Origin of the sequence: Aestuariivirga sp., assembly GCF_037139295.1 — a bacterium.
Classification (GTDB): Bacteria; Pseudomonadota; Alphaproteobacteria; order Rhizobiales; family Aestuariivirgaceae; genus Aestuariivirga.
Genome location: NZ_JBAXGR010000066.1, coordinates 1 through 21,001, shown reverse-complemented (window position 1 = coordinate 21,001; position 21,001 = coordinate 1). Strand labels below are relative to the sequence as shown.

Here is a 21,001-nt window from a genome sequence, read left to right as displayed (position 1 = left end):
TCGGTGCGATACTGCTGACTCTCGCTCAAGAAGGGCCACCACAAGAATGTCTAAGCGCTTTTCATGGTACGCGACCATCTTCATATGTATTGCTTGCCACAATCTCGAATCGTCCGAGATAAGAAAGAGGGCGATCGGTTCTCTGTCGACCGGAAAGAACGCCATATCAGGAATAATGTCGACGAAGCTTTCCGAGATAGCTTCGCTCTCCGTGATCCGGACTTTCTCATCAAGCTCCTGATGCAGCAGTTTTCGAACATCATCCTTGAAGGTGCTCCTGGTGCGCTCCTTAGACATCCACTCCAGATCGCAGATCCTAAGCAGCATCGCGGAAAAATCTAGAACAGCACGAGGGAGTCTGTCCTCAGCGACTTCATCCATATAAAGCTCACCGGCTTCCTCATCGTAGTGGGCGCCATATTGATTGAGCAATCCAGAAAATGCACTCCGGCGGCTTTCGTTGTCGAGTGTAGCTCCCGCGGCCTCTAGGAAAGAAACGGTCAGTGCGTTGTCGATGACCCTGTATGGACCTCCCTTAGATCCGACTATGTAGAGCCCAATTCTATCACCGTCCTTGCCCGTGTAAGGTGTGCCAACTGCGAATCCCCCTTCGAACTCAGAAATCTGTGTCTCTGAGCAGAACACATCGCAAATCGCCTTCTTAAGTCCTACCATGGCAGCGATTGTCGGGAAAATAGATCCCTTGTACCGTCAAGATGAAAGAAGTCTATTGCGATATCATCGGCGCTTGTGTCTGTCATTCCAAGATTGGCAGGCAGAAAGTCAACGTTCCGGCGATACACCATACTTCTAGGAATCCGCGTGAACGCCGGGGGCCGCGTCTGCCCGATTGGCAACAATTCGCAATGTTCGCAAGTCGAGTGAACGTGCCAACCGGGATGGCTCCGATGATATTCTAAAGACGCGATTACTCGGCAATCGCCAGCCACTTCCTCCCCCAATACTGCGAGGAACTCGGGAACAGTTATGTGATAGGCGATCAGCAGACGAAATTGTCTTCTGAGCGCCTCAAACCTCTGAAGCCTCCATCGCCACCGCTTCGTCAGGGGAAACCGTCCTCTGCCCAGAGGGAAATCCTTTGTGCGAATTTTCTCTCCAGTCCAGTTAGTGGCGCCGATAGCCTTTTTCTCCGAGAATAGAACCTCCGAAACCTTTATAAAAGGAGGGTAAAACAACCAAAAAGGGTGTGAACAGGCGGAAATTGATCATTTCCGCTTATCCCGCTTCAGCGTCCACAATTCCCAGAAGGCCCAGCCCAAAACGACGCCGGCGACGAGAATTCCTTCCGCGAGTGCGATGGCGCTGCCGCTCATGGGCCCTGCTTTTCCAGCCGGATGAAGAGGTCGGTGAGCCACTTTGCGCGCTCGTCGAGCGTGCGGGGCGGGTGGATGGGCTGGCCTGCCGTGGCGACGGCATCGATGAGGAACTGCGCGGAGGCAATGGCGGGGGCTGAGGAGCCGGGTGCCGATTGCAGTGACGCCGTGACGGCCTGTGCGAGGAGTGCCAGCTTGCGCGGGGTGGGGACGACGGCACGGCGTGTGACGCTGTCAAAGCCGTTCTTCTCCACGGCGCGGCCGATTTCGGCATAGAGCAAGCGGGCGGCATGGATTGAAGGGCGGCATCCTGCGGGCAGCATGACGATGCCGGAGAGGCTTTGGGCGTAAAGACGATCAGCTTCCGCGAGCAGGCGCCGCAGCACTTTCGCGAGGGCGGGGGAGGGCTGTGGCGTGGCCATGAAAGCCCTGGAGTCGAGCCCTTCTTCCGCCAGCCAGTCCTCCGGCAGATAAAGCCTGCCGTTGCGGGCGTCCTCGCCCACGTCGCGCGCGATGTTGGTGAGTTGCATGGCCACACCCAGGTCGCAGGCGCGCGCGATGGCCAAGGGATCACGCACCTGCATGACGAGGGACATCATGGCGCCGACCGTGCCTGCGACGCGCACGGCATAGGCGTGGAGCTCGTCGAGCGTCTGGTAGCGGCGGCCCGCGGCATCCCAGGCGAAGCCCTCGATCAGGGCTTCGGGGATTTCTCGCGGGATGGCAAAGCGCAGCGCCACGTCGGCGAACGCACGGTCGGCGGGCTGATTGTCGGGCTGGCCCTGGTAGATGCGGTCAAGCCGCTCCAGCAGCATGTCGACTGCGGCGCGGCTGTCGGCCGATCCATCCACCAGATCATCCGCCACGCGGCAGAAGCCATAGAGCGAGCGCGAGGCATCGCAGACGCGCTGCGGCAGCAGCAACGAGGCGGTGTAGAAGGTCTTCGACCCGTCGCGGATCATCTGCCGGCACTGGGCGAGATCAGCAGGCGAGACGAGGGAGCGATCAGGCGAAGGCGGATGCATCAGGCACCACGGTATCGAGGATTCTTGCGGATGAGATGACGCCGGGAACGCCCGCGCCCGGATGGGTGCCGGCGCCGACGATGAACAGGTTCTCGATGTCCTCCGAGCGGTTGTTGGGGCGGAACCAGGCGCTCTGCAGCAGCGTGGGTTCGAGACCGAAGGCAGCGCCCTTGGCGGAGGAGAGACGGTTCGCGAAATCGATGGGCGTGATCAGCTTTTCGGTGACGATGTGCTCGCGGAAGCCGGGCATCATGGTGCGGTCGAGGTGTTCGGCGATGGCCGCCTTGTAGGAGGCAGAACGGGTGGTCCAGTCTATGCCTGAATCCTGATGCGGCACAGGCGAGAGCACGTAGAAGGCATCGCAGCCGGGAGGTGCAAGCGACGGGTCCGATGCGGTGGGGCGATGCAGGTAGAGGCTGAAGTCCTTGGCGAGGATCTTCTTCTCGAAAATGTCATGCAGAAGTTCGCGATAGCGCGGACCCATGAGGATGGTGTGGTGCGGAACATCCGGGTACTGACGGCTGGTGCCGAAGTACCAGACGAAGAGGCTCATGGAATAGCGCGCGCGGGCGAGCTTCGCATCCGACCAGCGCTTGCGCGGGGCCTTGGCGAGCAGCTTCGTATAAGTGTGGGCGGTTTCGGCATTGGAGACGACGATATCGGCCTTGATGATGCGGCCATCAGCGAGGCGCAGGCCCGTGGCGCGGGCGCCATCGCAGGTGATTTCGGCCACTTCGCTGTTGAGCACGATGCTGCCGCCCTGGCGTTCCACCAGCTTGGCCATGGCGCCGACCAGCGCGCCGGTGCCGCCAACAGCGAAATGCACGCCATATTGCCGCTCGAGATAGGCGATCATGCTGTAGATGGCGGTGACCTTGAACGGATTGCCGCCGATGAACAGCGGGTGGAAGCTGAGCGCCATGCGGATCTTGGGGTTCTTGACGCGCGCCGCCACATGCTGGTGCACGGTGCGCCAGGCGCCCAGCTTGAGGAGGTCGGGGGCGATTTTCACCATGTCGAGCGGCGAGCCAAAGGGCACGTGGCCGAGCTGCTCGAATCCGATGCGGTAGATGGCCTCGCTCTCGGCCATGAAGCGCTCATAGCCCTCGACATCGCCCGGCGAGATGCGGCGGACTTCCTCGCGCATGCGGGCAGGGTCGGCGCAGCAACTCATCACCGTGCCGTCATCGAAGCGGATGTCGTAGAAGGGGTCGAGCGGCTTCAGCGTCACGTCATCCGAGAACTTCGCCCCAGCCAGCGACCAGAGCTCATCGAGGATGAAGGGCGCTGTGATGATGGTGGGACCGGCATCGAAGGTGAAGCCGTCCTGGCGGAACACGCAGGCGCGGCCGCCGGGCTGCTCCAGCTTCTCGAACACGGTGACGCGATAGCCCTTGGCACCCAGCCGGATGGCAGCCGCGAGTCCGCCAAGGCCGCTGCCGATGACGGCGGCATGGGGCCGCCGGTCAGCCGTCTGGCCGGGCGGCGAGGGATGATCGATGTCTGTAAACATCGGTTGACAGTAGAAACGGTCACCCGAGATTTGGCAAGGGGGCACATGGCCCTAGCGCAGCACGAAGGACACCGGGTCGGCGATGATGGCGGCGGCACCCGTCGGGTCTTCCTCATGGGCGAGGTGGCCGAGGCCCTTGATCTCGACGAGGCTGGCATGGGGCGCGAGCTTCGCCGCTTCGGCGGCGCGGGCGGGGGGGATGGTGCGGTCGCCCGAGGCGAAGGCGAGCGTGATAGGGACGGGGAGGTTCTTCAGGTCCTGCGGCACCCAGTGCAGGTCCCAGGCGGCCATCATGCCCAGCGTTCCGGCGATGTGGCCTTCGTTGGAAAAGAGCTTCTGGTAAAGCGTGATGCCCTCGGCATCGATGTTGGAGCCGGTGTCGCGCAGCAGGCGCTCCACCGCCTTGCGGTCGGCCATCTTCGCGAAGAGCTTCTGCACGAGGGTGGCGTTGGCGAAGGTCTTGGCAAGTGGCGAGAAGAACTGGCCCGCCACACCGGTGACGGGGAAGAAGGCGCCGTTGAAGCTGATGATGTCTTGCGGAGCAAAGAGGCGTTCAACCGCCATGCGCACCAGAACCGCGGCACCGGCCGAATGGCCGACGGCGCGGACGGGGTTGACGTTCAGTGTACGGAGCAAAGTGGCGACCGCGGCGGCCATGCCGGGGAGCGACAGGCTGTTCTTCGATGGCGGCTGCGTGAAGGCGTGGCCGGAAAGGTCCATGGCCACCACGGTGTAGTGGGCGGCGAGTTTCGGCATCACGTCGCGCCAGGAATGGGTGGCGGCACCGGTGCCGTGGAGGAGCAGCAGGGCGGGGCCATTGCCCATTACCTGCACGTGCCAGCGCATGCCGGCGGCCTCGACGAAGCGGCTGGCCGCGTGGTTGGGCCAGTCGCGGCCATCCCTGGCCCAGTCGAGATAATAGCCCATGTCAGGCCCCGGCCTTCATGGCCGCGTTGACGGAGGCGGAGATGCGCGAGGCATCGGCATGGGGCAGCGGCAGATAATCGGCACCCATGGCCTCGGCCAGCTTGGCCGCGGGGCCGGTGCGCGTGTCGGAGAGGTCGATCATCAGCGTCCGGAAACCGGCAAGCCGCAGCGCCCTGGCGGCGGCTTCGGCATCACGCAGGGCCACCGCGCGATCGGCGGTGCCGTCGCGCGCGATGTTGGCCTTGCCATCGGTAAGGAAGACGACGAGCGGAATGCCGCCCGCGCGGCGCACTTGGGTAGCCACCAGCATCGATTGCTCGATCCCTGCGGCCAATGGCGTGCCGCCGCCGCCGGGAAGATCGGCCAGTGACTTCTTGGCACGCTGCAGCGAGCGGGTGGGGGGCAGCAGCACTTCCGCCTGCTTGCCGCGGAAGGCGATGAGCGCTGTCCGGTCACGCCGCACATAGCAGTCCGCCAGCAGCAGTTCGATGGCGCCCTTGGCCTCGGCCATGCGGTGGAGTGCGGCGGAGCCCGAGGCGTCGACGGCGAAGATGGCGGTGGTCTCGCGTTTCTCCTTGAAGCGGCGGATGCGGAAGTCGGCCTTCTCGACCTGCACGCCCTTGGCTGAAGGGTTGCTGCGGCGGCGCAACGGCTGCCACGGCGCGGCGGCGCGCAGCGTGTCGATGAGGGCGAGGCGGGCGCCGTTCTTCGGCTCGCCCTGGCGCGTTCCCGCCGGGCGGCCGCGCCGCAGGCCCGTCTTCTGCGAGACGGCACCTGCTCCGGCCTTGGAGCCGGGCTGGCGCAGGTTCTTTTCCAGTGCTGCAAGGAGGCCGGGCGGAAGCGAGGCTTTCACGGCTTCGAGCAGGCGGTCGGCCAGTTCCTGCGGGGTGGGGGAACCATCCTCCTCACCGGGTTCGGGTGCATCCTGCGGTGCGGGCTGGTCAGGCTCTTCCTCCGGCGGTGCGGGGTAAGTGACGGCGCGCGGCGCGAGGATGAGGCGGGCGGCGAGCGCTGCATCATCGTCGTCCACCTCCGCGCGGCCGTCGAGGGCCGCTGCCGCGCGCGCGGCACGCAGCGCCATGACGGCGGGCCGGATGGACGAGAGGCCGAGCGCCAGCGCCGTCTGGCACAGGCCTTCGGTGATGCGATCGTTGATTGCGACGTGCGGCAGAAGCTTGCGCGCAGTTGTGATGTCGATGTCGAGTGGTTCGAAGCCTTTGAGGTCGAGCAGGAAGGCGACGCGTTCGGCGAGGATCGGGGCCACGCGCTCGTCGTCGATGCCTTCGTCATGGGCGATGACGGTGAAGGCGGCGCCGTGGTCCATCGCAGCGGCGATAAGGGCTGCCTTGTCGGACGACAGGCGCTCGGCGGAGGTGAGCAGGAGGAGACTGTCGGACTCGGCGAGCAGGCCCCTGTCATGGACGGGGGCACCGGACTTCAGCGTGGCGGCGACGTCGATCGAACCCGTGAGACGGTCCATGCCGATGTGCGGCGGAATGCGGTGTGTCCGGCGCTGCGAGAGGTGGCGGAGTGATACGAGAAAGCCGTCGGCGGGGCCCTTGAGGATGGCGCCCTTCAGGCCCTCGGGGTCGAGGGCCAAGAGCGCGCAGGCAAGGGCCGCCTCGCTCACGCGCCGAACACCTCGGTGACCGCCCGGTCGATGCGGGTGGTGGAGCCCGTCTCGTCCAGCGGGTTGCGACGCAGGCGATGGCGGAGCGAGGGTGCGGCCATGCGCTTCAGGTGATCATCGGTGACACGCTTGGCGCCTTCATAGGCGGCGAGTGCCCGGGCGGCGCGCATCAGCGTCAGCTGGCCACGCAACCCGTCGGTCTTGAGGTTGATGCAGAGTGCTGCGGCGCGCTCGAGGATCGCATCCGGCACCTCGACGTCGTTCAGGTGCTTGCGGGCCTTGACGATGCGACGGCGTGTCTGGTCTTCCTGCTTTTCCCACAGCGCGGTGAAGCCTTCTGGGTCACGCTCGAAGGCATCGCGGCGCTTGACGATTTCGACCCAGGTCTTGACTTCGGTCGGCGTGCGCACTTCCACTGAGAGGCCGAAGCGGTCAAGCAACTGCGGGCGGAGTTCGCCCTCTTCCGGGTTGCCGCTGCCCACCAGCACGATGCGGGCGGGATGGCGCACGGAAAGGCCCTCGCGCTCCACCACGTTCTCGCCCGAGGCGGCAACGTCCAAGAGCAGGTCGACGATGTGGTCTTCGAGAAGATTGACCTCGTCGACATAGAGATAACCGCGGTTGGCCTGGGCCAGCAGGCCCGGCTCGAAGCTCTTCTCGCCGTGCGACAGCGCGCGCTCGAGGTTGAGCGAGCCCAGCACCCGGTCTTCCGTGGCGCCCAATGGCAGGTCGACCACCGGAATGGACATCTTGCGCAGCTTGTGGGTTGCTTCCTTGCGGCAGTGATCGCACTGGGCCGAGGCACTGTCCGGGTCGCAGTGATAGGCGCAGGTGGTGGCCCTGATCTCGGGCAGGAGGGCAGCGAGAGCCCGCACCGCGGTGGACTTGCCGGTGCCGCGGTCGCCAAAGGCGAGCAGCCCGCCAATCAGCGGGTCAACGGCGGTGAGGAGCAGCGCCAGCAGCAGTTCGTCCTGGCCTGAAATGGCGGAAAAGGGATAGCGAAGTGACATATGGCAATGTGTAACACACGATTTACACTTGGCAAATGCGGTCTGCTTGCGGGATTTGGGCTGCTCCGCCACTCTTGAGCCATGACCGACCGACTCGCAGCCGCCTATGCCCTGATTGATGCCGCCAACGCCCAGGACCCGGCAGGCCAGGCCGCGCCTTACGGGCAGCGGATGACGGAGACGCTGGATGCCTTCCGCCCCGATGCGCCGGAGACGCTGAAGATCGCGGCGCGCGCCCAGCACATCGAGCGCTGGACGGTGCCGAGAACCTCCTACCCCGAAGGGCGCATCGCCTATCTCACCTGGCGCAAGGACCTGCAGAAGCTGCATGCCCGGCGGGCGGGCGAGATCATGGCGGAGTGCGGCTATTCCGATGACGAGATCGCCCGCACCGGATCGCTGCTGAAGAAGGAGCGCCTGAAGCAGGATGCCGATGCCCAGACGCTGGAGGACGTGATCTGCCTTGTGTTCCTCCGTTACGAGGCAGACCCATTCATCGCCAAGCACGATGACGACAAGGTGCGCGACATTCTGGCGAAGACGGCGAAAAAGATGTCGCCGCTGGGGCTGACCGCCGCGGCGCAGGTGCCGATGGGCGAAAGGCTGAAGCGCCTGCTGGGCGAAGCGCTGGCCGCAGGCTGACGTTGTGTCTTCCCCCGCCGAAGGAGCGGGAGAAGACATGCTCATCAGGAGATCGCCCGCATCAGGCTGCCTGTCGCGGGGAACAGCGGGATCAGGGATGCCTGGAGCGCGTGGTAGATGTCGGGCTTGCCGGTGAAGAAGCGGTCGAAGGGCTTCAGATCGTCGCCCAGCTCGGGGAACCATCCGCCATTGGCGGGGTCGATGAAGTGGATTGCCGAGAAATCCCACAGCTTGCGATACCAGTGCTCATAGAAACTGTCCGGCTTCAGCGCGTTGAGGAAGGCCGCCGCACCGATGGCCTCGGTGACGGGCCACCAGATCTTGTGGGTGATGGCGGGCTGGTTTTCGAAGTCGAGCGTGTAGTAGAAGCCACCTTTCGCCTCATCCCAGCCGCGGTTGACGGCGCTGCGGAACAGTTGCTCAGCCGCATCGATCATCCAGGCCTCGCGGCGGCCGTCGAGCACCCAGAGCTGGGCCAAGAGGCGAGACCATTCCAGCCAGTGGCCCGGCGTGGTGCCGGCGGGGCGGAACATGTCCGAGCCCTTGTAGCCCTTGTCGATCTTCCACTGCTCGTCGAAATGCTCGGCCACCACATAGTCAAGCGATGCCGCATGAGTGCGGATGATGAGCGTGGCGATGCGCTTGGCCTTGTCGAGATAGGCTGCATCATGCGTGGCTTCGAAGGCCGCTATCAACGCCTCGGTGAGATGCATGTTGGAGTTCTGGCCGCGGTAGTCTGAAATCTTCGCCCAGTTGCGGGCAAATTCTTCCGACACCGCACCGTAGTGCTCATCCCAGAACCGGATGTTGAGAACGCCCGTGACATCGGCCAGCATGTCCTTCGCCAGCGGATGGCCGATCATCGCGGCGTCGGACGCGGCGAGCAGCACGAAGGCGTGGCCATAGGCCTGCTTGCTGTCGTCCTTGAAGCCGTCGTCGTCGAGCGACCAGCAATAGCCGCCAGACTTGCGGTCGCGGTGGCCTTCCCACAAATAACGCATGCCGTGGTCGACGATGGTTTCGGCACCCGGCCGCCCGAGCTTGGCGGCGATGGCGAAGCAATGCACCATGCGCGAGGTCTGGTGCAGATGACGGATGTGGCCATAGGGGCGGCCCGATGCATCAAGGTCGTAGAAGCCGCCCTTGGGGTTCACCGCATTGCGCTGGAACAGATCGAAAAGCTCATTGGCGCGCGCCTGCAGCCAGTCGCGGTGCCAGGGGCGGGTGGTCCAGTTGGTGTCAGGCATTGCAATCCTTCAGCTCATTCGACGCGCACGCGCGCTGAGGCTGTTTTGCCCTTCGCGTCGATCACCGACAAGCGGGCAAATCCACGCGAGGGCTGGTCCCAGAAGGCATCGCGCCGGAACTCGCGCTCGGCGATGGGAATGCCGTCAGCGAGCCAGGTGAAGGGCGGCGTGCCGCCATAGACCTTGAGGCTGACAGCGGGCGCTGCATCGCCGTCAAGATCGATCCGCGCGCCATCTGGTGGGAAGGCGATGGAGGGCGGTGCATCACCCTGCGAAGCCGTGGCAACCTCCGGCAGGGCATTGGGGCGGAAGCGCTGGAGATTGGCGGGAAGCTCATTGGTGCGGGCGATGACCGTGCCGGGCGGGGCGGGACCCAGCGGCGCGCGGTTCGCTCCGATGCGCTGGAAGGCCTCGAACAGGATGGGAGCGGCGGCAAGCCGCCCGACGACGCCGGGCACCGCCGCGCCATCGGGCCGGCCCACCCACACGGCAATGGTGTTGGCGCCGTCATAGCCCACGGCCCAGGCATCACGGTAGCCATAGGAGGTGCCGGTCTTGAAGGCAATCTGGCCGCCGATTGCGTTCTGCGGCGTGGGGGCACCCTTCAGAACGTCGCCAATCATCCATGTGGCATTGGGCTCGAACAGGCGGCGCATGGGCTTTGCATTGCGCTCCTCCGACAGCTGCCAGCTGAGCTGTTTCGGTTCACCCTTGCGGGCCAGCGCCACATAAAGCGTTGCGAGATCGGTGAGGCGGATGCCTGCACCACCGAGGCCGACGGCAAGTCCGGGGCCCGCATTCTGCGGCAGCACAAGCTTTACCCCGGCATTGCCGAGGCGGGCCATGAGGCGGTCGGGGCCCACCGCATTGAGGATCTGCAGGGCAGGGACGTTGAGCGACTGTTGCAACGCCGTGCGCACCGTCACCGTGCCGTGGAAGCTGTCGTCGAAGTTTTCCGGCGCATAGGCGCCATAGCGCACCGCACGGTCGTCGATGAGCGTTTCGGGATGAACGAGGCCGTCCTCGAAGGCGAGGCCATAGATGAAGGGCTTGAGCGTGGAACCGGGCGAGCGCAGGGCGTTGGCGAGGTCCATCTGGCCTGCGCGCACCGTGTCGAAATAACCGGTGCCGCCAACATGGGCGCGCACTTCGCCCGTGTCGTTGTCGATGACGAGGATGGCTGCGGCGACGCCGGAGCCGATGAGCAGCGCACGGTCACGCGCGAGCGTTTCGAGCGAGGACTGCAGGTCACGCGCGATGGTGGTCTCGGCAACGGCGCCGGGCGGCGCGGCCTTGGCGAGGCGCTCCGCCACGTGTGCCGCCAGCATCGGGAAGGCGAGGCGGCCCTTGGGTGCATTTTCCGATGCGGCGGCCACGGCCTGATCGGCATTGACGATGCCTGCAGCGTTGAGGAGTGCTATGACATGGTTGCGGGCAGCCACGGCCGGTTTCGGGAACCGGTCCGGGCGTCGCGTCTCGGGCGCCTGCGGCAATGCCACGAGCAGTGCCGACTCGGCTGTCGAGAGCCGCTTCGGCTCCTTGCCGAAATAGGCGAGAGATGCGGCGCGCGTGCCCTCGATGTTGCCGCCATAGGGGGCGAGTGCGAGGTAAAGGTCGAGGATCTGCTGTTTCGACAGCCGGCGCTCGATCTGCAGTGCACGGACCATTTCGGCGAGCTTGTCGGAGACGCTGCGCGCGGGGTGCGGTTCGAGCAGGCGCGCCACCTGCATGGTGAGGGTGGAGCCGCCCGAGACGACGCGGGCGTGCGTTGCGGCCTGCCATGCGGCGCGAAGCAGGGCCCAGGGGTCAACGCCCGCATGCGCGTAGAAACGCTTGTCCTCATAGGCGATGAGCATCGCGAGGAAGCGCGGGTCGACGTCCTTCGTCGTGACCGGCAGGCGCCAGTAGCCATCCTTCGTGATGAAGGGGCGGAGCAGCTTGCCGTCCTTGTCCGTCACCAGTGTGGAATAGGTGATGCCCTTGCCGAGGGGCACTGGCCCCAGGCGGCGCAGCACCTCGCTTGCCGTGAAGCCCGCGGCGTTGACTGCGAGGATGCCAAAAAGCAGCCCCGCATAGAGGCGCAAGGGCCAGCTGCTGCGGGGCGTCTTCATGTCAGGGTGCCGTCACCGTCACGGTGCCGGTTACGGTGCGGGCGTTGAGTTCCGGGCGATACATGTCCTCAACCGTCGCACCCGGATGCACATAGGCGCCGGGCGAGATGGCGCGCACCATGTAGGCGAGCTTGGCGGTGGAACTGGTGAAGCTCGCCACGAAGCGGTCATCCCGGAACTCGGTGTAGGACGCGTAGCTGGTGTCCGAGAGCCAGGCGAGATCCGCTGTTGCGCCCGAGGAGACGAGCGTCGGGTTCTCGATCTCGAAGCCGGCGGGCAGGCGGTCGACCAGCAGGAACTGGCCACTGTCGGCCTCGCCCTGCTGCTTCATCACGCTGAGCACCGCAACGAGGCGGGTGTTCTGCTTGACGGTTGCCGGGTCCACCGGCTGGCCATCTGGCGTGAAGTACTTGCGCTCGATGGTGAGACCGTTGCTGGCCGCAGGCTCCGGCACGAGTGGCGAGCCCGAGATGGCGACGACCGCCTTCACGAGATCGGGTCCGGTGTTTTCCACCTTCACGTCCTTGGCGAGGGCGCCTGTGTTGTAGACGCGGTTGAAGCTGCCATCATGCTTCGTGCCGTCGATATCGAGGCGGATCGACTTCGCCTGGTTGATGACGGAGCGGGCGGCGAGCACCATCCAGGCCATGTCCTGGGTGGAGGCGTAGCTGGACCGCGCACGTTCCACCTCGATGGCGCTCATTGCCGTCTTGATCACGGCGGGCTTGGCCTTGGAATCCGTGGCGAGCGCCAGGATGGCCGAGGCATCGCGCAGCACCGAGCCATAGTCGGCGCGATAGGCACCGCGGGTGGAGGAGTCCACTTCGTCACCCAGTGACTCGATCGCCGAGGCAAAGGCGGCGTCGGAGCGTTCCTGGTCGCCGAGGATCGACAGGGCGGCTGCGACCTGCGCGCGGGCAAGGGGCGAGCCGAACTGGGCGATCTTGGTATCGGCGAGGTACTTGAGGTCGCCCACCGGCGCACGGCCGGCACGGGCCAGCACATAGAGTGCATAGGCCATGTCCTGGCCGCCACCTTCCTCGATGTCCGGCGCGTTGCCGACCATGTTGCGGATGTAGTCGAGGCCGCCGACCAGCACGTCTTCCGGAACGGCGAAGCCCTTCTCGCGGGCCCGCAGCAGGAAGTCGGTGACATAGGACGTGAGCCACAGGCTCGAGTCATCGCCATAGGCCGACCACAAGCCGAAGGAACCGGACGCCGACTGGCGGTTGACGAGGCGCGTCACCGCCTTCTGCATGCGGTCCGGGATTTCGGCATCGAGGTCCTTGGGGTCAACGCCCAAGTCGCTCAGATAGAGCAGCGGCAGGGCGCGGCTGACGGTCTGCTCCGAGCAGCCATAGGGATATTTGTCGAGGTCACGCACCAGGCCCGCCGCATCGAGCTGCGGCAGCGGGCTGATGGAGAGCGCCACCGTGCCGGTGCCCGGCACCATGTCGGAGAGCAGGTCCTTGCCGATGGTGAGAGAGCCCCCCTTGGCCTGCAGTGGCATGGTGGTGCGGCGCGTGACCAGCGGGTTGGCGGGCTCGACGCCGAGCGAGAAATCCTGGTCGAGCAGGATGTCGCCCGGGCCCTTCAGCGTGGCGACGATGCTGGCGACCCCATAGCCCGTGCCCTTGACGGGCACGATGACGGTGGCGCGCCCACCGGCGGCGCCGAGCGTCAGCTTCTGGATCGCGGTGTTGGCATCGGGCGTCACCGGGCCGTCGATGGAGACGCCGAGCGTGTAGTCGCCCGCCGGGCCTTCGGCATTGACGATGTCGAAGCGCAGCTGTGAGCTGTCACCCACGGCGAGGAAGCGCGGCATGGTGCCGGAGACGACCACCGGGTCACGCGCGATCACGTCCTTCGTGGCATGGCCGACCTTGGTCTTGCCCCAGGCCACCGCCATCACGCGGATGGTGCCGTTGAAGGCGGGGATGTCGAAGTCGACGGAGGCCGTGCCGTCATCGCCGACCTTGACGATGCCGGAATAGAGCGCGAGCGGTTTCTGCGCGGGCGGCGGCGCGTTGAAGGCAGCTCCGCCATCACCACCATTGCGCAGCTTGCCGCGCTCGCCCTGCATGCCGTCGATCAGGCTGCCATAGATGTCGCGCAGCTGCGCGGTGAGCTGCTTCTGGTCATAGTAGAACTTCTCGGGCGCCGGTGGGTCATAGCGCGTGAGGTTGAGGATGCCGACGTCGACCGCCGCCACCGTGATGAAGGCTTCCTCACCCGCAGTGAGGTTGCCGATCTTCACTGGCACGGTGAGCCTGGTGCGCGGCTTCATCAGCTGCGGCGTGTCGAGTGCCACGTCGAGCGTGCGCTGGGCGCGGTCGATGCCGAACCAGGCAAGTCCCATGGCGCGCGACGGCATGCGCTTGGCCTTCACGTCCATCGGCTTGTAGAGGCTGGCCAGCACATAGGCGCCGGTGCCCCAGCCTTCACCCACGGTGAAGGGCAGGCTGATGCCGCCCTCTGGCACATCCACGTCCTGCGAGGCCAGCAGCTTCTCGCCGATGATCTGCACCGTGGCCTTGCCGGCATAGCGCGCGTCGATCTTCACGTTGATGGTGTCACCCGTCTTCACGTCCGTCGTGTCGAGGGCAACCTTCAGCGTGTCGGGCGTGTCCGACTTCGAGGTGTCGCCGGAATAGTAGCCCGAGGCGAAGTCGATCGATGCGGGCGTAATGCCCGCCGCATCGATCTCGAGGCGGTATTGGCCCCAGGAGAGCGTCTGCGCGAAGTCGGTGGGCCTGTCGCCAGTGAGGTCCAGCGTGCCATTGGCGATCTTCGAGGTGCGGGTGACGGATTCCCACTGCCACTGGCCATTGCTGTTGAACCATTGCCAGTCACGCACCAGGCGCTTCAGCGTCCAGTTGGCGCCCTTCAAGGGCTTCAGCTTGCCGTCGGGGTCGACCGCGATGAGCGAGAAGGAGGCGGCCTGGCCTTCGGGTGCCGCACCATCCTCGAAATTCGGCATGATGCCGAACAGCGGTTGCGAGGCCTCGATGGGAAGGCTGGCGGTGCGCTCCACGGCGCGGCCACCCGGCTCACGCATGCGCACCGAGACATCGGCCTTCAGCGGCTGCGAGGTGACGGGCAGTTCGGGGAGCGCGATGTCGATGTCGGCATGGCCGTTGATGTCGGTGGCGGGCAGGTCGGCGGCGGTGACCTGGGTCGGGTCCGGCCGCTCGTCCATCAGGCCGAAATTGTAGTCCTTCCATTCGGGGAAGGGCGTGTTGTCGACGTTGATCGAGACGCTGGCCTCGAGGTCCAGCCCCGCGCCGGGTGCACCGAAGAGGTAACGGCCGTTGACCGTCATCTGCAGCGTGTCGCGGACCCTCGGCGTCTTGGACACCAGGTCGAACTCGATGCGGTCGGGGATGTAGTCCTCGACGAGGAAGGAGGTCTCGCCAACTGAGTCACCTGCGGGATCGGTGAAGGCCTTGATGCGCCAGGTTCCGCCTTGCGCGCCCTGCGCGATCTGGAAGTCCTTCGCGAAGCCGCCAGCACCCTTGTCGTCGAGCTTGTCGGTGAGGAAGGCGACGCCATCCGGGCGCTCGACCACGAAGGTCAAGGGCAGGCCGGTGATGGCATTGGCCTTGTCGTCACGCAGCAGCACGGTGGCGTGCACGGTTTCGCCACGGCGATAGACGCCGCGCTCGGCATAGACGAAGGCATCCACCGCGCCCGAGGGCGCGCGGCCGGTGACGCCACGGTCAGTCAGGTCGAAGGCGGGCTGCTGCAGGTCGAGGAATGAGTAGTCATTGTCGGCCGACTGCGCCACGACGAGGGCAGGCGACTGGCCGCCGTCGCCCTTCAGCGTGCCGGCATCGAACAGCGCATTGCCGGAGGCATCGGAGGACGCTTCGCCCAGCACCTCGTTATTGCGCGCGATGAGGCGCACCTTGGCATTGGCGATCGGATCGGCGGTGGCGATGGAGCGCAGGCTCACATGCAGGCCGTCCTTGCCGGACATGGTGGCAAGGCCCAGATCGGAGACGACGAACCACTGGGTGGCGACGTTGTCATAGTCCTGGGGCTCGATGGCCGCGGGCGTTGCCGTCATCACATAAAGCCCGGGCTCGAGCTTGCCCATGGCTTCATCAACCGGGATCGCGGTGGTGATGTCCTGGTTTTGGGGGCTGGGCGTTTCGAGAGATCCTTCCCAGACAAGCCTGCCCTTGTCGCTGCCGATGGAGGAGGCGGAATAGCCGGTGATCTGGCCGCGGAAGTCGGAGCCCAGCACGCTGCCGATCATGTTGCGGTCGCCGATGCGGAACAGCTGGAGCTTCGCTTGCCTGCTGTTGACCGAGACCAGCGGAATGCCGTTCTGGCCGGTGCGCGGCAGGACATAGGCATTGCCGGTGAAGCGCACGGACGGCGTGCGGTCGCGGACGTAGAAATCGAAGGTCACGTCCTTGGCCAGCGTATCGTCAGTGGCATTGGGCAGGCCCTGGCGGGCGGTGATGGAATAACGCTCGCCATATTTCAGGCCTTCAACACAGAGCCGTGTTCCTTCCGCCGTGACGGCGGCGACGGGGCCGGGATCCTGCGTGAAGTAGGACGTGAAATCTGTGACCGTGCGTGACACCGGCTCCGACATTTCGAAGCAGGCGCGGGGCGGCACGGTTTCGGTATCGACCTTGTAGTCGGAGACGCGGAAGCCGTGGTCGACGCGCATCTGCTCGAAGGCGGCGCGGATCGCCGGGTCTTCCTGCAGCTTCAGGCTTTCCTTGTAGGCGGTGAGTGCAGGCCGCCACATCTCGCGCTTGGCGAAGCCTTGGGCTGCGAGGTTGAGGGCCTGCGAGTCCTGCTGCGGCGAGGAGAGCAGCGTATAGGCCTTGAGCGCCGCGCCGATGAGCTTGGAGGGCAGGGTATAGCCATCGGAATCATTGATCGGTGTTGCGACCGAGAGCTCCTGTGCGAGGTCGAGCCAGAGCGTGCCGTTGGTGGGTTGCTTGGTCAGCAGCTGTTCGATGGAGGCCGTGGCGAGGCGGGAATTGTTGGCGGCGCGGGCGGCGACGAGGTCCGCCTGGATTTCGGGCTCGGTGCGCTTCAACTCCTTGGCGACCTTGGCAAGGTCCATGTCGTAGTCGCTGAGGTACCAGCTGAACTGGTCGACGGGGAAGGGCTTGGCGGCCTGCGATGGCGTTGTCGCGAGGAGGAGCGAGACGAGCGTGGCGAGGAGGAGGGCGAGGGAACTCCACACCCCACGTTCATCATGGCCGGGCTCGACCCCGGCATCCCTTTCCACGCGGCCCGCGGAAGATCGCCGGGTCAAGCCCGGCGATGATGAAGACTGTGTGAAGAGTGGGGAAAATTCGCCAAGCGCCGACATCGGGGGGCCTCCACAAGCTCGTTCTTTTGTGCGTGGAGGAAGTGTCCGTCCGACGCCGCCCGGTTGTCAATCAGGCGGGTGACAGTTTCATGTGCTTTGCGGCGGAATTGCAGTGACCCGCGTCACGGCTTCGGCGTGTCGTCGTCCTGCAGGATGCGCCAGGCCGCACCCTCGAGGTCGTCGTACTGGCCGGACTTGAGCGACCAGATGAAGGCGCCGAGGCCAACAGCACCCATGAAGAGCGCGATGGGGATGAGATAGATCAGAACGTTCATGCGGCGTCCTTCAGGGCCTTGCGGCCCGGGGCGGTGTCGGCATTCAGTCTAGCAGAACCCGCCTGCGCCGTCCTGCCGAGGCCGACGCGCAGCGCGTTGGCGATGACGATGATCGAAGAGGTGGACATTGCAACCGCGGCGACCAGCGGCGAGACGAAGCCCGCCATCGCCAGCGGCACGGCGAAGACATTGTAGCCCACGGCGAGCGCGAAGTTTTCCTTGGCGATGCGCTGGGTGCGGCGGCTGACCTTGATGGCATTGGCGACGGCCGAGGCCGACTCGCCCATCCACACGGTTTCCGCCGCGGTGCGGCCGATGTCGGAGGCCGAGGAGGGCGCCATGGAGGTGTAGCCGGCGGCAAGGGCGGGCGCGTCGTTGATGCCGTCGCCCACCATCAGGACGTGTCTGCCGGCCTTGGTGAGGGCATCGACATAGGCAAGCTTGGTCTGCGGACTGGCGCGCGACACGGCAGTGTCGATGCCGACAGCCCCGGCCACGCGGGTGACGGCGGCTTCGCGGTCGCCCGACAGGAGGTGAACGGCGAGGCCCATGCCTTTCAGCGCGGCGACGGTCTCGGCGGCATCCGGGCGAAGCTGATCCTCGAAGTGGAACAGCACGGGCGCCTTGGCCCCGCGGCGGAAGGCGAATTCCAGGAGGCCATGGTCCTCGCCGATTTCCTCGAGGCCGCACCAGGCGCGGTTGCCGAGGCGGAGCTTCTCACCGCCATGGGTGCCGGAGAGGCCGAGGCCGGGGTGTTCAGCAATGTCGGAGACTGTGACTGGCTGAAGCCCGCGCTTCGTCACCTCGCGGACGAGTGCCCGCGACAGCGGATGCTTGCTGGCCTGCGCGAGGCCCGCGGCCAGGGCGAGCGTATCGGTGGAGACCATGAGCGGCGAGACGAGGGCAGGCTCGCCCTTGGTGAGGGTTCCGGTCTTGTCGAAGATGACGGTATCGACGCCGGCGAGCTTTTCCAGCGCCGCGCCATCCTTGATCATCACGCCGGAGCGGAACAGCCGGCCACTGGCCACTACTTGCACGGCGGGAACGGCGAGGCCCAAGGCACAGGGGCAGGTGATGATGAGCACGGCGATGGCCGCCATGATGGAATTGTGCCAGCCATTGCCGAGGATGAGCCAGCTGATGAGCGTGGTGGCGGCCAGCGTGTGCACGGCGGGAGAATAGAAGCGCGCCAGCCGGTCGGCGATGCGGATGTAGCGCGACTGGCCTTGCTCAGCCGATGACATGAGCCGGACGAGTTCGCTCAAGAAAGTGTCGTTGCCCGCGGCGGTGATCTCCACCGTGATGGGGCCGGTGACGTTCATCTCGCCCGCGTGGACGAGGGAGCCGGGCTTCACCGTCTCGGGTGCGGTCTCTCCCGTCAGCAGCGAGCGGTCCATGTCGGAGGTGCCTTCGCGGATCAGGCCATCGGCGGGGAGGCGGTCACCCGCGGCGACGGCCACCAGCATGCCAGCCTTGAGTTCACGCGCGGGCACGTAGCGGCGCGTGCCATCACCCTCTATGACCGAGGCGCCTTCGGAGGAGAGCGAGATGAGCTGCGAGATGGCCGAGCGGGCGCGGGCGCGCATCAGGTGATCGAGGTAGCGCCCGGCGAGCAGGAAGAAGAGGAGCGTGACGGAGGCATCGAAATAGGCGTGCTCGGCGCCGTTGATGGTCTCGAACAGGCTCATGAAGGAGGCGAGCAGCACGCCGAGCGAGATCGGCACGTCCATGTTGACGCGGCCGAGGCGCAGCGCATTTACGGCGGAATAGAAGAATGGCCGTCCGGCATAGGCGACGGCGGGAAGGGCGATCATCGCCGAGAGCCAGTGGAACAGGTCGCGCGTGGCGCCCTCCGCCCCCGACCAGACGGAGACTGACAGCAGCATGACGTTGGACGCGGCGAAGCCCGCCACGGCAAGGGCGCGCAGCAGCTTGGCGTTTTCCTTGTCGTCCTTGGTGAGGCCTGTCTCGCGCGGGTCGAAGGGGCGGGCCATGTAGCCGAGGAAGCCGAGCCGGTCGATCAGCGCCTGCGGTTCGATGGTGCCATCCTCATAGACCACCGTCACGCGGCGGCCGGTGAGGTTGACGCGCGCCGACTTCACACCGGCGAGTGCGCCGAGGTCCGTCTCGATGTGTGCCATGGATTCCGGCCGGTTGGCCTGCGGCACCAGGAACTCGATGCGCTTCAGGCCCGGGCCGGCGGAGGATATCCAGCGTGCTGCATCCTCGCCTTCCAGCTTGAAGGGCTGGAAGTATTCGCCGTCGAGGGTGCAGCAGGGAAGGGTCATCAGGGGTTCACGACGAAGCGGAAGATCTTGTGATAGTCGGCAACGCCATCGCCCTTGCCGTCGACCTCGACCTCCCACAGGCCAGGTGCCAGGCGGGCGGGCGCGGAATAGACGCCAGAGCCCATCCAGCCGAAGGTGAGCAGCTGGTCTTCCTTGTCGGTGACGGTGCGCTGCAGCTTGCCGGTGAGGTTGAGGGTGTCGATCTTGGCGCCCTTGGCATCGGCGAAGGTGACCTTCACGCGGTCCTTGTCATATGAGAAGCCGACGTTCCAGCCGAGTGCTTCCTGTGCCTTGGCCTTGGCGAGGTCCTTGTCGAAGTTCTGGCTTGCCACATAGCCGTTCTCGACGACGAGGCCTGACCATGTGGAGTTGGCGAGATAGGCCATCACGAAGTTGACGCCGAAGATCACGCCGAAGAAGGCAATGAGCATGGCGAGCACGTGGCCGCCCTTGATCTCTTTCTGAACGCTTGCCATGGACATGTCTTACTCCTTGTCGTCGGGGCCGTGGAAGATGGCATCATAGGTCTTGGATTCAGCCGGGGCATCGCCCTTGGGGTTCAGCTCCTCGACCTTGAACTCGAACCTGTTGTGCTCATGCTCGATGATCTTGGGGTCATTGGTCGAGACGAAGATCTTGACGGCCTTCAGCTTGTCCGGGTCCACCGCAATGTCGAAGCTGGTGCCCTTGGCGCCGGCATCGCCCACCATTTCCATGGTGGCGCCCGGCAGGTCGTCGACCGTCAGCCTGAAGGTGCGGGGCTCCTGGCGCTTGTTGAGAATCTTGATGGTGTAGCCGTTGCGGATCGACCCGTCCGACAGCGTGACGAAGAGCGGGTTGCGGTCCGGCACCACGTTGACGTCGAGCTGGGTGCGGTGGGTGAGCGAGAACAGCATGGCGAGGCCGACGCCCGCCCAGGCGGTGAAGTAGATCGCGGTGCGCGGGCGGATGAGGTGGCGCCAGTTCCAGTGCTCGTTCTTGCCGGCCACATTGGCGGCATAGAGTTCCGAGGTGGTGTAGTTGATGAGGCCGCGCGGCTTGCCGATCTTGTCCATCACCGCGTCGCAGGCGTCGATGCACAGCGCGCAATTGATGCACTCGAGCTGGTTGCCGTCGCGGATGTCGATGCCCATCGGGCAGACCGCGACGCAGGCGTTGCAGTCGATGCAATCGCCGACCTTCAGTCCCTGTGCCTCGGCCTTCTTGAGGCCCGAATGGCGCGGCTCGCCGCGCCAGGCGTTGTAGGTGACGATGAGCGACTCTTCATCCAGCATCGCTCCTTGAATGCGTGGCCAGGGGCACATGTAGGTGCAGACCTGCTCGCGCATGAAGCCCGCGAAGGTGAAGGTGGTGGCCGTGAGGATGGCGATGGTCCAGTAGGCCACCGAGGGCGCCTGGCCAGTGATGAGTTCACGGAACAGGGTGGGGGCGTCGGCGAAGTAGAAGACCCAGAAGCCGCCGGTGGCGATGGCGATCAGCAGCCAGACGAGCATCTTGAAGCCGCGCTTCGAGAGCTTCGAGGCGCTCCACGGGGCGGCGTCGAGCTTGAAGCGGGCGTTGCGGTCGCCCTCTATCTTGCTTTCGACCCAGATGTAGAGGTCGGTCCACACCGTCTGCGGGCAGGCATAGCCGCACCAGGCGCGGCCGAAGAGCGAGGT

14 protein-coding genes are annotated in these 21,001 nt (G+C 65.5%); 1 reads left to right on the top strand and 13 read right to left on the bottom strand.

All coding sequences use genetic code 11. From position 1 onward, the window contains the following. The 6 genes from WCJ41_RS15175 to bchI form a co-directional block, all read right to left on the bottom strand. Nucleotides 1–675 (bottom strand): DUF1828 domain-containing protein (locus tag WCJ41_RS15175; protein ID WP_336906677.1); only part of this gene is annotated, 675 nt, incomplete at its 3' end. A gap of 655 nt (nucleotides 676–1,330) precedes the next feature. Next, nucleotides 1,331–2,359: a phytoene/squalene synthase family protein gene (locus WCJ41_RS15170; protein ID WP_336906676.1), complete on the bottom strand. Its 1,029-nt coding sequence runs from the start codon at nucleotides 2,357–2,359 to the stop codon at nucleotides 1,331–1,333. Continuing rightward, nucleotides 2,340–3,872 (bottom strand): phytoene desaturase, encoded by a 1,533-nt coding sequence (locus WCJ41_RS15165; RefSeq protein WP_336906675.1) that lies wholly within the window; start codon nucleotides 3,870–3,872, stop codon nucleotides 2,340–2,342. The genes WCJ41_RS15170 and WCJ41_RS15165 overlap by 20 nt, the downstream gene beginning before the upstream one ends. Nucleotides 3,873–3,923: 51 nt before the next feature. Further along, nucleotides 3,924–4,799, bottom strand: a complete 876-nt coding sequence (gene bchO / locus WCJ41_RS15160; protein WP_336906674.1) for an alpha/beta fold hydrolase BchO — start codon at nucleotides 4,797–4,799, stop codon at nucleotides 3,924–3,926. A gap of 1 nt (nucleotide 4,800) precedes the next feature. Further along, on the bottom strand, nucleotides 4,801–6,429 hold the full coding sequence (locus WCJ41_RS15155; RefSeq protein ID WP_336906673.1) for a magnesium chelatase subunit D: 1,629 nt from the start codon (nucleotides 6,427–6,429) through the stop codon (nucleotides 4,801–4,803). After that, complete coding sequence (gene bchI, locus WCJ41_RS15150; RefSeq protein ID WP_336906672.1) at nucleotides 6,426–7,439, bottom strand: magnesium chelatase ATPase subunit I; 1,014 nt, start codon at nucleotides 7,437–7,439, stop codon at nucleotides 6,426–6,428. The genes WCJ41_RS15155 and bchI overlap by 4 nt, the downstream gene beginning before the upstream one ends. 81 nt (nucleotides 7,440–7,520) lie before the next feature. Here bchI and WCJ41_RS15145 point away from each other — a divergent pair, with 81 nt between their 5' ends. Then, nucleotides 7,521–8,081: a DUF4202 domain-containing protein gene (locus tag WCJ41_RS15145; protein WP_336906671.1), complete on the top strand. Its 561-nt coding sequence runs from the start codon at nucleotides 7,521–7,523 to the stop codon at nucleotides 8,079–8,081. Nucleotides 8,082–8,125: 44 nt separating this feature from the next. Here the strand turns inward: WCJ41_RS15145 and WCJ41_RS15140 are convergent, their stop codons facing one another. From WCJ41_RS15140 to ccoG, 7 genes are all read right to left on the bottom strand, one after another. Further along, nucleotides 8,126–9,328 carry an AGE family epimerase/isomerase gene (locus WCJ41_RS15140; protein ID WP_336906670.1) on the bottom strand — a complete coding sequence of 401 codons (1,203 nt, stop codon included), beginning with the start codon at nucleotides 9,326–9,328 and terminating at the stop codon, nucleotides 8,126–8,128. A gap of 14 nt (nucleotides 9,329–9,342) precedes the next feature. After that, nucleotides 9,343–11,439 carry a penicillin-binding protein 1C gene (pbpC, locus tag WCJ41_RS15135; RefSeq protein WP_336906669.1) on the bottom strand — a complete coding sequence of 699 codons (2,097 nt, stop codon included), beginning with the start codon at nucleotides 11,437–11,439 and terminating at the stop codon, nucleotides 9,343–9,345. Nucleotide 11,440: 1 nt separating this feature from the next. Beyond that, nucleotides 11,441–16,651, bottom strand: coding sequence for an alpha-2-macroglobulin (locus tag WCJ41_RS15130; RefSeq protein WP_336906668.1), 5,211 nt, complete (start codon nucleotides 16,649–16,651; stop codon nucleotides 11,441–11,443). Between the two features lie 251 nt (nucleotides 16,652–16,902). Beyond that, nucleotides 16,903–17,055 carry a cbb3-type cytochrome oxidase assembly protein CcoS gene (gene ccoS, locus WCJ41_RS15125; protein WP_336906667.1) on the bottom strand — a complete coding sequence of 51 codons (153 nt, stop codon included), beginning with the start codon at nucleotides 17,053–17,055 and terminating at the stop codon, nucleotides 16,903–16,905. Further along, nucleotides 17,052–19,343, bottom strand: coding sequence for a heavy metal translocating P-type ATPase (locus WCJ41_RS15120; RefSeq protein WP_336906666.1), 2,292 nt, complete (start codon nucleotides 19,341–19,343; stop codon nucleotides 17,052–17,054). The genes ccoS and WCJ41_RS15120 overlap by 4 nt, the downstream gene beginning before the upstream one ends. After that, nucleotides 19,343–19,825 (bottom strand): FixH family protein, encoded by a 483-nt coding sequence (locus tag WCJ41_RS15115; protein ID WP_336906665.1) that lies wholly within the window; start codon nucleotides 19,823–19,825, stop codon nucleotides 19,343–19,345. Before WCJ41_RS15115 ends, WCJ41_RS15120 begins: the two co-directional genes overlap by 1 nt. Nucleotides 19,826–19,828: 3 nt before the next feature. Next, on the bottom strand, nucleotides 19,829–21,001 hold a 1,173-nt coding region (ccoG, locus tag WCJ41_RS15110; RefSeq protein ID WP_336906664.1), incomplete at its 5' end, for a cytochrome c oxidase accessory protein CcoG.

Coding starts and splice junctions, on each gene's coding strand:
- WCJ41_RS15115 (WP_336906665.1), bottom strand. CDS start 19,825: ATGTCCATGGCAAGCGTTCAGAAAGAGATCAAGGGCGGCCACGTGCTC.
- bchO (WP_336906674.1), bottom strand. CDS start 4,799: ATGGGCTATTATCTCGACTGGGCCAGGGATGGCCGCGACTGGCCCAAC.
- pbpC (WP_336906669.1), bottom strand. CDS start 11,439: ATGAAGACGCCCCGCAGCAGCTGGCCCTTGCGCCTCTATGCGGGGCTG.
- WCJ41_RS15120 (WP_336906666.1), bottom strand. CDS start 19,343: ATGACCCTTCCCTGCTGCACCCTCGACGGCGAATACTTCCAGCCCTTC.
- ccoS (WP_336906667.1), bottom strand. CDS start 17,055: ATGAACGTTCTGATCTATCTCATCCCCATCGCGCTCTTCATGGGTGCT.
- WCJ41_RS15170 (WP_336906676.1), bottom strand. CDS start 2,359: ATGCATCCGCCTTCGCCTGATCGCTCCCTCGTCTCGCCTGCTGATCTC.
- WCJ41_RS15145 (WP_336906671.1), top strand. CDS start 7,521: ATGACCGACCGACTCGCAGCCGCCTATGCCCTGATTGATGCCGCCAAC.
- WCJ41_RS15165 (WP_336906675.1), bottom strand. CDS start 3,872: ATGTTTACAGACATCGATCATCCCTCGCCGCCCGGCCAGACGGCTGAC.
- WCJ41_RS15140 (WP_336906670.1), bottom strand. CDS start 9,328: ATGCCTGACACCAACTGGACCACCCGCCCCTGGCACCGCGACTGGCTG.
- bchI (WP_336906672.1), bottom strand. CDS start 7,439: ATGTCACTTCGCTATCCCTTTTCCGCCATTTCAGGCCAGGACGAACTG.